The sequence below is a fragment of the Lederbergia citrea genome, from assembly GCF_018343525.1.
Taxonomy (GTDB): Bacteria; Bacillota; Bacilli; order Bacillales; family Bacillaceae_C; genus Lederbergia; species Lederbergia citrea.
Map to the genome: position 1 here is coordinate 1,350,995 of NZ_JAGYPH010000001.1, position 11,331 is coordinate 1,362,325.

At 39.2% G+C, this 11,331-nt stretch carries 13 protein-coding genes; 1 reads left to right on the forward strand and 12 read right to left on the reverse strand.

What is annotated here, in order from left to right; genetic code table 11:
* Window positions 1–24: 24 nt before the first annotated feature.
* The 3 genes from sdaAB to KHA88_RS07015 form a co-directional block, all read right to left on the reverse strand.
* Window positions 25–687 (reverse strand): L-serine ammonia-lyase, iron-sulfur-dependent subunit beta, encoded by a 663-nt coding sequence (sdaAB, locus tag KHA88_RS07005; RefSeq protein ID WP_213096604.1) that lies wholly within the window; start codon window positions 685–687, stop codon window positions 25–27.
* Between the two features lie 84 nt (window positions 688–771).
* Window positions 772–2,442: a DAK2 domain-containing protein gene (locus KHA88_RS07010; protein ID WP_213121676.1), complete on the reverse strand. Its 1,671-nt coding sequence runs from the start codon at window positions 2,440–2,442 to the stop codon at window positions 772–774.
* Between the two features lie 17 nt (window positions 2,443–2,459).
* The gene (locus KHA88_RS07015) at window positions 2,460–2,822 is read right to left on the reverse strand and encodes an Asp23/Gls24 family envelope stress response protein (RefSeq protein ID WP_213096602.1); all 363 of its coding nucleotides are present in this window, start codon (window positions 2,820–2,822) and stop codon (window positions 2,460–2,462) included.
* Between the two features lie 292 nt (window positions 2,823–3,114).
* On the opposite strand from KHA88_RS07015, the gene rpmB reads away from it, so the two are divergent.
* The gene (gene rpmB, locus KHA88_RS07020) at window positions 3,115–3,303 is read left to right on the forward strand and encodes a 50S ribosomal protein L28 (protein ID WP_213096601.1); all 189 of its coding nucleotides are present in this window, start codon (window positions 3,115–3,117) and stop codon (window positions 3,301–3,303) included.
* A 57-nt stretch (window positions 3,304–3,360) separates the two neighbouring features.
* On the opposite strand, the gene spoVM is transcribed toward rpmB, so the two are convergent.
* From spoVM to def, 9 genes are all read right to left on the reverse strand, one after another.
* The gene (spoVM, locus tag KHA88_RS07025) at window positions 3,361–3,438 is read right to left on the reverse strand and encodes a stage V sporulation protein SpoVM (protein ID WP_213097815.1); all 78 of its coding nucleotides are present in this window, start codon (window positions 3,436–3,438) and stop codon (window positions 3,361–3,363) included.
* 100 nt (window positions 3,439–3,538) lie between these two features.
* On the reverse strand, window positions 3,539–4,201 hold the full coding sequence (locus KHA88_RS07030) for a thiamine diphosphokinase (RefSeq protein ID WP_213121677.1): 663 nt from the start codon (window positions 4,199–4,201) through the stop codon (window positions 3,539–3,541).
* A gap of 1 nt (window position 4,202) precedes the next feature.
* Window positions 4,203–4,856, reverse strand: a complete 654-nt coding sequence (rpe, locus tag KHA88_RS07035) for a ribulose-phosphate 3-epimerase (protein WP_213121754.1) — start codon at window positions 4,854–4,856, stop codon at window positions 4,203–4,205.
* A 4-nt stretch (window positions 4,857–4,860) separates the two neighbouring features.
* Window positions 4,861–5,742, reverse strand: a complete 882-nt coding sequence (gene rsgA, locus KHA88_RS07040; RefSeq protein ID WP_213121678.1) for a ribosome small subunit-dependent GTPase A — start codon at window positions 5,740–5,742, stop codon at window positions 4,861–4,863.
* Window positions 5,743–5,765: 23 nt separating this feature from the next.
* The gene (gene pknB / locus KHA88_RS07045; protein WP_213121679.1) at window positions 5,766–7,721 is read right to left on the reverse strand and encodes a Stk1 family PASTA domain-containing Ser/Thr kinase; all 1,956 of its coding nucleotides are present in this window, start codon (window positions 7,719–7,721) and stop codon (window positions 5,766–5,768) included.
* Window positions 7,715–8,470, reverse strand: coding sequence for a Stp1/IreP family PP2C-type Ser/Thr phosphatase (locus KHA88_RS07050; RefSeq protein WP_213096596.1), 756 nt, complete (start codon window positions 8,468–8,470; stop codon window positions 7,715–7,717). The genes pknB and KHA88_RS07050 overlap by 7 nt, the downstream gene beginning before the upstream one ends.
* 75 nt (window positions 8,471–8,545) lie before the next feature.
* A complete protein-coding gene (gene rsmB / locus KHA88_RS07055) occupies window positions 8,546–9,889 on the reverse strand; it encodes a 16S rRNA (cytosine(967)-C(5))-methyltransferase RsmB (protein WP_213121680.1) in 1,344 nt (447 codons plus the stop codon).
* Complete coding sequence (gene fmt, locus KHA88_RS07060) at window positions 9,882–10,835, reverse strand: methionyl-tRNA formyltransferase (RefSeq protein ID WP_213121681.1); 954 nt, start codon at window positions 10,833–10,835, stop codon at window positions 9,882–9,884. The genes rsmB and fmt overlap by 8 nt, the downstream gene beginning before the upstream one ends.
* Window positions 10,832–11,317, reverse strand: coding sequence for a peptide deformylase (gene def, locus KHA88_RS07065; RefSeq protein WP_213096593.1), 486 nt, complete (start codon window positions 11,315–11,317; stop codon window positions 10,832–10,834). The genes fmt and def overlap by 4 nt, the downstream gene beginning before the upstream one ends.
* Window positions 11,318–11,331: the final 14 nt, after the last annotated feature.

Sequence of the window (11,331 nt, forward strand, 5' to 3'; positions counted from 1 at the left end):
TTTATAAAGCTCTAGATGCGAATCTTAGTCGACTACTCTTGAAACTTGCGTTATATTCGAAAGCTTGCTAATTTCATCAATAACGTCCTGATCAATATTTTGGTCTACTTCAATCGTCATTAGAGCCATTTTCCCTTTTTCTTTTCTGGAAACTTCCATATGTCCAATATTAATTTCATGCTTGCTTAGGATATTAGAAACAGAAGCTATGGCACCGTGACGATCATCATGCACTACAAGAATTGCTGGATGGTGTCCGGATAGTTTTAATAGAAATCCATTTAGTTCAGTAATTTCTATTTTTCCGCCACCGATTGAAATCCCAACAAGCTCCATTTCGTCTTGGTCATCGCCAATCCTAATACGGGCTGTATTTGGATGATCGGCATTTGCAGTTTCTTCTATAAACTCGATGTTTATACCTCTTTCAGAGGCGATTTCTTTTGCTTTAATAATCCGTTCATCGTCTGTATCGAAATCAAGAAGACCTCCAACAATGGCAACATCCGTACCGTGACCTTTATATGTTTTAGCAAATGATTCATAAAAAGATATTTTTGCCCATCGTGGCTCCTTGCCGAATAAACTTCTTGCCACTCTACCAATTCTTGCAGCCCCTGCAGTATGAGAGCTTGAAGGGCCAATCATTACTGGACCAATGATGTCAAATACACTTTTGTATTTCAACTCACTCTCTCCTTCCTAGCTTTTACATAAATGGGAACATGGAAATAGAAGGGATCCCGAGGGAGGTGGCCCTTCTATTTATTATCATTCAACTGAAAATATAAAATTATATAACGGCTGTTGTCCGTTATGGACTTCCACTTCAAGATCTTCGTAATGTTCGCCAATAAACTCAACGAGCTGATTAAGTTCCACGGAATTAGTATCTTCACCATAAAGGATGGTGAGGATTTCTGCATCTTCATCAATCATCTTCGAAAGTAGGTTACGAGAAGCTGAAATTAAATCTTTATTTGTTTCAACTATCTTACCGTCTTGGATGCCCATAAAATCATTTTTTGCTATATTCATTCCATCAATATTTGTATCCCGAACAGCGAAAGTAACCAATCCTGTTTTAACTTCAGCCAAAGCTGCCTGCATTTCCTGGCCATTTTTTTCTAATGACAGCGTGGGATTGAAAGCAAGTACTGCTGCCAAACCTTGTGGAACCGTTTTTGATGGAACAACCACCACTTCTTCCTCGGCAATTTCGGCAGCTTGTTCAGCCGCCATAATGATATTCTTGTTATTTGGAAGAAGAATGATTTTGTGCGCATAAGCTGCTTTAATAGCTTTCATAATGTCTTCGGTACTTGGATTCATCGTTTGGCCGCCTTCTATAACCTCGGATGCTCCGATACTCTTAAAAAGATCGGCAATCCCTGAACCCATTGATACCGCAATGATCGCATATTCCTTTTTTTCTTTTGGAACAGCAACTGCTTGTCCCGGATGAGAATTGGAACTATCAATTATTGCGCTATGTTGCTCTCTCATGTTTTCAATTTTCATATGAATTAAGCTTCCGTATTGCTGGCCGTAAGATAATACATCGCCGGGCTGTTCGGAATGGATATGAACTTTTGCGACATCATCATCTGAAATAACGAGCAAGGAATCCCCATATTCACTTAAATCATTTCTAAATGCATCCTCAAAAAACTCTTTTTTATCCTTTTCAAATCGGACCATAAATTCTGTACAGTATCCGTACTGTATATCCTCGGTGTTCATAAAGCCTTGAACGCTTTGATGGTGCTGTGCATTTACAAGCTCATCCATAGAGGGAGAAACTGCTGGCATATCGAGAAGCTTCTCTCCTTTTAAAACAGCCAAGAATCCCTCGTATACACAAACAAGCCCTTGACCTCCACTATCTACAACTCCTACCTCTTTTAAAACTGGAAGCAAATCAGGAGTCCGCTTTAAGGATGCTCTTGCTTCTTTTAAAGTCGCCTCCATAACAACTATTATATCCGTCTCATGATTAGCTATTTCTACTGCTTTTTTGGAGGCGTCCTTTGCAACAGTTAAAATGGTTCCTTCGACTGGCTTCATTACAGCTTTATAGGCGGTATTAACACCCGCTTCAAGCGCATGCGCGAATTCAATACTAGAAAGAAAAGTTTTAGATTCAATATCTTTTGCAAATCCTCGGAACAGCTGCGACAGGATAACACCAGAATTCCCGCGGGCTCCCATCAAAAGACCTTTCGAAAGTGCAGCAGCAACTTTTCCAATATTCTCTTGCTTATTATTCTGAACTTCTTTTGAACCTGAAGACATCGACAGATTCATATTTGTTCCTGTATCGCCATCTGGTACAGGAAATACATTTAATGCGTCAACCATTTGCGCATTAGCAGATAAATGATTGGCCCCTTGTATGATCATATCGGCGAACCGATTTCCATCCAATGATGTAATAGACACGTACTTCTTCCTCCTTATTACGGATTCGTTACTCGAACCCCTTGAACATAGATGTTTACTGTATCTGCGGAAATACCAATTGTTTGTTCAAGTGTATATTTGACTTTGGATTGCACATTATGGGCTACCTCCGAGATTTTTGTTCCATAACTTACGATGATAAACATATCTATGTGCAAGGCCCCACCTTCCTGGCGGATGATGATTCCTCGTGTAAAGTTTTCCTTGCGCAAAATATCGGTTAAACCATCTTTTATTTGGTTTTTAGAAGCCATCCCAACTATGCCATAGCAATCTATTGCGGCACCGCCAGCAACGGTCGCAACCACTTCATTGGATATATCAATTTGGCCATATTTCGTTTTCATTTCAATGGACATGCAAGTTCCCCCTTATTGGTCGAAATATCCTTAGAAACATTATTGAATGAATGTTACCGTATTCACAGATTAGCTATGATTATTTTACTATAATGGCTCATTTTTTGAAAGCTTCACCTGTTAGATTATTGTTTCTTAATGGATTGCTGTCAAGGAATTTCTCTTTATTCAACTATATAGAAGTATTGCATTCTAAATACATGTGTGATAAATTATTAAAGTATCTTTCATGATGAGTAAATTGAAGTGAACCAACGAATAGTCTTACTTCAGCGACGGGAGGGAATTATAGATGCCAAAGCAATGTGTTATCACCGGCCGCAAAACAAGTTCAGGAAACAAACGTTCACACGCAATGAACGCGAACAAACGTACTTGGGGCGCAAACCTACAAAAAGTCCGCATTCTTGTTGACGGTAAACCAAAACGTGTATGGGTTTCAGCTAGAGCTCTTAAATCCGGTAAAGTAGAAAGAGTATAAAAAAATCAATAAACAAATAAAAGGCGCCTGATATTCAGGTGCCTTTTATCATTTAGATTATCCTTTTTTAAACCCCAGCATTGCTCTTACGATTCCCCCTAAAAATCTCGGCAGTTTAATTGTATAAAACCTCATATAAATTCCCTCCTAATCTGAAAATAGGCGCCTTTCATCCAATGCTATTATATTCACGATATATAGATAAGTACGCGCCCTTACAGAAATGGGCCAATTTTTAATCGCTACTTCTTATCATCATTAATATGCCTTTTTCAAACGAAAAAGTACCAGATTGTTGTATAAGTTCATTACTTATGCATAATGATGATCCGAAATGCACAGTTTTATTGGCAAGGGGATATTTGAATCCAACCAAGGTTATATTTTTCACTTCCGCAGTTAGGGGAAGAAACGAGATATATTTTGTCTGGGAATCCAATTCCACTTCATATTTACCAGGTGAAAAAACTGATATCGCATTTTGAATATCAATTATTTCTATTTTCACGTTTGATTTTGGGGTTTGAAATTGCACGAGCATAAGTGCATTGGCCATGAAGTGATCCAACCTGCCTCCAGTAGCGCCAAAAATTTTAATGGCAGAAGGATTTTGTTTTAGCGCCATAATGATCGCAAGTTCCATATCCGTTTCATCTTTTTCAGGCCGATATCGGTTGACTGATGGCGATTGGGCTTTTATTTTTTCCCATTCACTATGCGTAACCGAGTCAAAATCACCGACGGACAAATCAGGGATTATTCCTTTTTCCAAAAGGTAGTGCACACCACGATCTACGCCAATCCATACAATGCCTTCTCGCTCACAAAAGGTAGAATTAGGTATTAAGTGTTTTGGACCACCAGCTACAATATAAATAATCTTATCATTAGCAGCCATATTATTTGGAGAGCCGGGAACGTATTTCCTGAATGGCAGCCTGTCGATCTTGATTATTAAAAATGGCAGATCCCGCGACGAATACATTAGCCCCTGCATCCTTGCACATATTTGCCGTTTCCGCGTTAATGCCCCCATCTACTTCGATTTCAATATTTAATTGTTTCAATTCAACCATATCTTTTACTTCACGGATTTTTGGCAAAACAGCATCAATGAAAGATTGGCCGCCAAATCCTGGATTGACTGTCATGAGCAAAATCATATCAACTTCCTCTAAAACGCTCGTAATCGTAGAAGTTGGGGTGCCGGGATTTAGTACGACTCCTGGCTTTGCTCCCAACCTTCTTATTTCCTGAAGTGTTCGATGTATATGAGGGTCAGCTTCGATATGCACGGTAATAAAGTCGGCTCCGGCATCTGCAAATGCTTTTACATATTGTTCGGGATTTTTAATCATTAAATGAACATCAAGAGGAAGACTTGTCACTTTTTTGACAGCTTCAACGATCATTGGTCCCATTGTAATATTAGGAACAAAATGGCCATCCATTATATCGATATGGATATAATCGGCTCCCCCTAATTCTACCTCTTTTATTTCATCTGCCAGCTTAGAAAAGTCGGCAGCTAAAATGGATGGAGCAATCTTCATAGTATCAATACCTCGGCTTTCTATCTTTAATTTCTTGTATAAATTGTAGATAATGTTCATAGCGATATGGAGGAATTTCTCCATTTTCCACAGCTGTTTTTACAGCACATTTGGGTTCATTTACATGAAGACAACCCCGAAATTTACAGTCCTCACTTACTTTGGACATTTCTGGGAAAGCTTCAGCTAAATCCTCCGCTTCTATTTCCGTAAATTCCAATGAACTAAAGCCAGGTGTATCGGCAACAAGCCCTCCACCAACTGCGATTAATTCCACATGTCTTGTCGTATGTTTACCACGACCAAGATGCGAGGATATTTCATCAGTTTTTAATTCCAGTTCAGGTTTTAAGGCATTGAGTAGGGAGGATTTCCCTACGCCCGATTGCCCGGCAAAGACACTCGTCTTACCTGTTAAAAAGGGACGAAGTTGATCCACGCCTTCTTCCGTTTTTGATGACAGCAATATGACTTCATATCCAATGGTACGATAGTCTTGTAAATAACCGTTAATTTCCGAGCGTTTTTCACTTGATAGTAAATCTGCCTTAGTTACACAAATTAATGGTAATATCCCGCTTGATTCGACAATGACAAGAAAACGGTCAAGCAACATGGTGCTAAATTCCGGTTCTGATGCTGAAAACACCAATATCGCTTGGTCAGTGTTGGCGATTGGCGGGCGAATCAGTTCATTTTTTCGCGGTTTAACTTCCATGATATAGCCTTCTTTATCATTCTCTGCTTGAAAAATAACATAATCTCCTACAAGAGGAGTCACTTTATTTTTCCGGAAAACACCTCGTCCTCTACATTGAACAAGTCCAGCCTCATTTAACACATAATAAAAACCACTTAAGGCTTTAACTATTTTCCCTTCAGTCATGGCACCTATCCTTTCGATGATGATTAGTCACCTGAATATTCCACTTCTTTCTCTTCGACTACAGAGTCACCGCTCATCACTCTATAACTTGCTTTTTTACCTTTTTCAACAGTAAACTGCAATTCTTTTACGACATCATGTTCAATTGTAAAGGTTTCTACCGGAACAGAGAAATTATGATGATTCATATCTTCAATAAAAATTTTAATTTCCTGTGGTTTTCCTTCCTCCTCAGGATTATAAGGTATCATGATCTCTTTAGAGAATGTATCAGGAGGAATTTCTTCTTTCCCTTTAGAAATAGTTACATTTACGCGATCACCTTTTGAAAGGTGAGTTCCAGGCGCTGGATTCTGCGAAATTACAAGTCCTTCCGGAACGTGATCTGAATACTCCTCGCTGGCAACATCAATATAAATTCCCGTAGCCTCTTCGTAAATTTCTAATCCTTTTTTATTGTATTCCGTTAAATCTCTCAAGCTGATTTTTTCTTGTCCTAGACTTACGATGAAGGACAAAACAGTTTCTTCCGGTACAACCGGACTCTCGGGACTTGGCGTTTGCTCTAAAATAGTCCCTTCAGGTGACTCATCATATCTATCATCTTTCCTTATTTCCTTAAACAGTTCGTCATCAAGCAAGGAGTCAATTTCATCAAATTGTCTTCCCCGATAATCACCAAGAATAAACTTTTCTTTTCCGGTACTAAGATAAACTGTTATAGAACTGCCTTTCTTTAGTTCTCTCCCTGCTCTCGGACTCGTTTTGATTACCTCGCCTTCGGGTACATCCTCACTTGGAGACTCAATCTTTTCGCCAACAATTAAACCAGCATTATTTAATATAAGGAGAGCATCATCATATTCCTCACCACTTATGTCAGGAACTTCAACATTTTGCGCATCACGAATCGCTGGTAAAACAGTAGTGAAAAACAAGAGTGACAAAATCAGTAATGCAGAAAGAATTCCAATGACCCAAGGCCACTTTTTCTTTCTTTTTGGCTTATTATTGTCTTTTGGCACTTTTGTATCTTGTTCTTTTTGATGTAGGATGGTATTGCCATGTTTATTTTCAAGATTATTCCCAGTAATGACAGGAATAGCCCTTGTTGCATCTACATCTTCAGGGATTTCAAATTTAGGCTCATTAAAACGATTAGGATCTAAAGCTGTTTCAAGGTCTCTTTCCATTTCTTCCGCACTTTCATAGCGTACAAACGGATCCTTTGCGGTAGCTTTTAAGACAATGTTTTCAACACTTTGGGGTATATCAGGGTTCCAGCGTGTTGGTGAGGGTGTTTCAGATTGTAAATGTTTTAATGCAATCGAAACAGCGGATTCACCAGAAAAAGGTAACCTTCCTGTGAGCAGTTCGAACATAACAATCCCGATTGAATAAATATCCGATTTTTTTGTCGCCATTCCACCTCTCGCCTGTTCTGGTGAAAGGTAATGAACCGAACCCAAAACCGCATTCGTTTGTGTTATGGAAGTGGCACTTAAGGCCATGGCGATTCCAAAATCGGTAATCATTACATGGCCATGATGGTCAATCAAAATGTTTTGGGGCTTGATGTCCCGATGAACAATGTGATTTTCATGGGCATGTGCGACAGCTGATGTTAATTGTTTCATAATATCAAGAGTTTTTTCCAACGGTACCGGATGGTAATGCTGTATGTATTGTTTCAACGTCATTCCATCCACATATTCCATCACAATATAATATATATCTTTTTCTTCTCCTACATCGTAAATGCTGACAATATTCTCATGAGTCAAACTTGTGGCAGATTGCGCTTCTCTTTGAAAACGCCGAATAAATTCGTCTTCATTTACAAAGTCTAAACGTAAAATTTTCACGGCAACATCACGGTCGAGGATTATGTCTCTTGCTAGGTAGACATTGGCCATACCTCCGCCGCCGATCATTTCTATTACTTTATAGCGTCCACTAATTCTTCTTCCGATTAACATTCTTCACACCTGCTCTCGATGCAGGCTTCAATGATGGCCAGTGAAATATTATCTTCACCGCCATATTTATTTGCCAATCCAATCAAAGTTGTTGTCTTTTCACTTACTTCTGTACCATCATTTAAAATAGTTGCCATTTCATCATTCGATACTTTATTAGATAACCCGTCTGAACAAAGCAGAAGTTTATCCCCTTCTTCAAAGGTAATAGTTGTAATATCCATATCCATGACAGATTCAGTGCCAACCGTTTTTAACAACACGTTTTTCCGGGGATGAAGTTCAGCGTCTTCACGGGATATTTGCCCTGTTTTAATTAGTTCATTTACAAGTGAATGATCTTCAGTTATTTGCTTAAACCCATTTTCATTCAATAAATAACAGCGGCTATCCCCTATGTTTACTACAGTTGCAAACAATGGCGTACAGATTGCGGCCACAATCGTAGTACCCATTCCATCACATTCTTTATGAGTTTGTGAGTGTTTAAATATTTTTTCATTAACTGCGGTTATTTGGGTTCTCAACCACTTTTCTGCCTGGTCAGGTGTAAATTCTTTCTCTACAGCGCACCATTCTTCCCGAATACTGCTGACGGCTATTTGACTAGCCACTTCACCCGCATTATGGCCACCCATTCCATCAGCCACAATAGCAAGACAATTTCCGGCACTATTAAAAAACACACCACCATTGTCTTCATTATTACGGCGAACCATGCCTTGATCCGTTTTAAAAAATGCTATCATATCTCGTCTCCTCTTTACGCTCCTTTGCACTATGCTGATCATAGATAGCATCAGCTTAGTGCTATTTTGTTCCAGTTATGACTCCTTCTTTTTAAAAGAACAAATGAAAAACCCATCCCCTCCAAAGTCTTGCGGAAATATTTGCAAGGTATGTGAGCCTGATTCTACTAATTCTGATAGTCCTAATGGTAGGTTAAGCGGGTGTGGTTCAAAATCGGGATGTTGTTCAAGGAATTGATTGACTGTGCCATCATTTTCTTCTCGATCAACTGTGCATGTACTGTATACAAGTAATCCGCCTTTTTTCACCAATCCAGCTGTTTCTGATAAAATCTTTATTTGTATATTTTGCAGCGCTTCAATGTCATTTTGTGATTTTGAATATTTAATATCCGGTTTTCTCCTCAAAACTCCCAGGCCGGAACAAGGTGCGTCAACGAGGACTCGATCAAAAGATTCTAGACTGAATGCATCACTAGCATCTCTGCTATCTAAGGCTTCAGCTTCAATATTGTTCAGCCCAAGGCGATCTGCGTTTTCCTTAATCAGTTTGATTTTATGAGGGTGCAAGTCTAGAGCATTTACCAATCCTGTTCCGCCGAGAAGCTCTGCGATATGACCCGTTTTGCCACCTGGTGCTGCACAAGCATCTAGAACTTTCATATTTTCGGAAATATCCAATGCAAAAGCCACTGCCATGGAGCTTTCATCCTGAATACTAATGTATCCATTTCTATATGTATCCGAGTGTACAGCATTACCCTTTAAAATTCTTATAGCTACAGGAATAATTGGACTAGGCTGAACCGCAAATCCTTCAGCTTCAAGCATTTGTAGAACTTCTTCTCTTGTCGCTTTCATTTTATTGATTCTCACCGTTTGAACAGGAGCAAGTAAATTCTCTTCACACATTGCTCTTGTTGTTTCAAGTCCATATTGTGCTTCCCATTTTTGTATAAGCCAAAGCGGATGGCTGGTTTCAATAGAAAGCCTCTCTAATGGACTGTCTATATCATCTAAAGATGGAATACCTTGCCTTTGGATTGACCTTAAAACGCCGTTTACTAAACTCGCGATTCCCTTATGTCCACGTTTTTTCCCAATTTCTACAGCTTCATAAAATACCGCCCGATCTGGAACGCGATCTAAATAAACCATTTGATAAAGCGAGAGCCGGAGTAAATTAAGCACCCAATTATCAGGTTGTTTTTTTATAAATGGGCGTAAATAGTAGTCAAGTGCCAATTTGCGTTGAATCGTTCCATATACAATTTCTGTTAGCAGTCCTGTATCCGGACCGTTTATTTTGTGTTTCTTTATCACTTGATTTAATAGTAAGTTGCTATATGACTGATGCTTATCAATTGCTTCTAATACGTCTAAAGCAGCTTCACGGACATTTTTTGTATTTTTATTCATTTTCTCTACCCAATATTATTCCTGTTTTAAATTCTTCATTTACCCCTCTTAAAAATTGATCCGCAGTCATTCGCTTCTTACCTGCTGGCTGCAACTCTAATACTTTGATTCCATAATCGTTCCCAGTTGCTACAACAAAGCCGTCATTCTCAATTGAAATGACTTCGCCAGGTTGGTATTTACCTTCAACACGACTTTTTTCCGATTTCCAAATTTTCAAGGTAGTCCCCGATAAAGTTGTAAATGCAACTGGCCATGGACATAATCCTCTAATATGGTTGAAAACTTCTTCACCGGTTTTCTCCCAATTTATTTTTTCTTGTTCACGTTTTATATTTGAAGCAAAGGTCGCAAGCGTATGATCCTGAGGAATTGCTTCAATTTGTCCTAATAATAGTTTTGGGACTGTTTCTGCAAGCAATTCCGCTCCGGCCTCACTCAATCGATCATGCATTGTTCCTACATCATCTTCTTCAGTAATCGGCACTTCCACTTGACTGATAATATCCCCGGCATCGAGTTTTTCCGCCATATACATAATCGTAATACCCGTTTTTTCTTTCCCTTGCATTATAGCGTAATGAATGGGTGCACCCCCTCTTAATTCAGGGAGAAGGGAGGCGTGCACATTAATACAGCCATATTTCGGAGCATCAAGAATTGATTTTGGCAATATTTGTCCATATGCCGCTGTGACTATCAAATCAGGATGAAGGGATAGAATTTCTTTTGATTGTTCCGGATCACGAATTTTTTCTGGCTGAAAAACTCGTATCCCATGACTTTCCGCTTCGATCTTTACCGGGGTGGGAGTCATGATTTTTTTTCTTCCTACCGGCCTATCAGGCTGTGTAACGACTCCAATTATTTCGTAGCCTTCTTCAATTAGTCTCCTGAGCACGGGAACTGAAAAATCAGGTGTGCCCATAAAAACGATTTTTGTCATTTGTCTTCACTACCTTCTAAATCTTCTTCATTCACATATTTAATCACTTTCGAAGTAAAAAGCACTCCATTTAAATGATCTAGTTCATGCTGTATCGCACGAGCTAAAAAGTCATTTGCTTTAAGCTTGAATTCCTCGCCATACCGATCTTGCGCCTTTATTATTACAGTGTAAGACCGAGATACTGTTCCATACAGCCCCGGAAAGCTAAGACAACCTTCAACATCTGTTTGTTCCCCGCTTTGACTAATGATTTTCGGATTGATTAATTCAATCAATCCTTCTTCATCATCAATCTCGACGATGGCAACTTGACTGCTGATGCCAACTTGAGGAGCAGCAAGACCAACTCCGTCTTCGCTGATCATTGTTTCATACATATCATCCAGTAGTTCATGCAGTTCCCGGTTAAATTCAAATACTTGGTCACATTTAACTTCCAAAATATCGGCCGGATGATGGACAATTGGGAGATTAGCCAACACATTTCACTCTT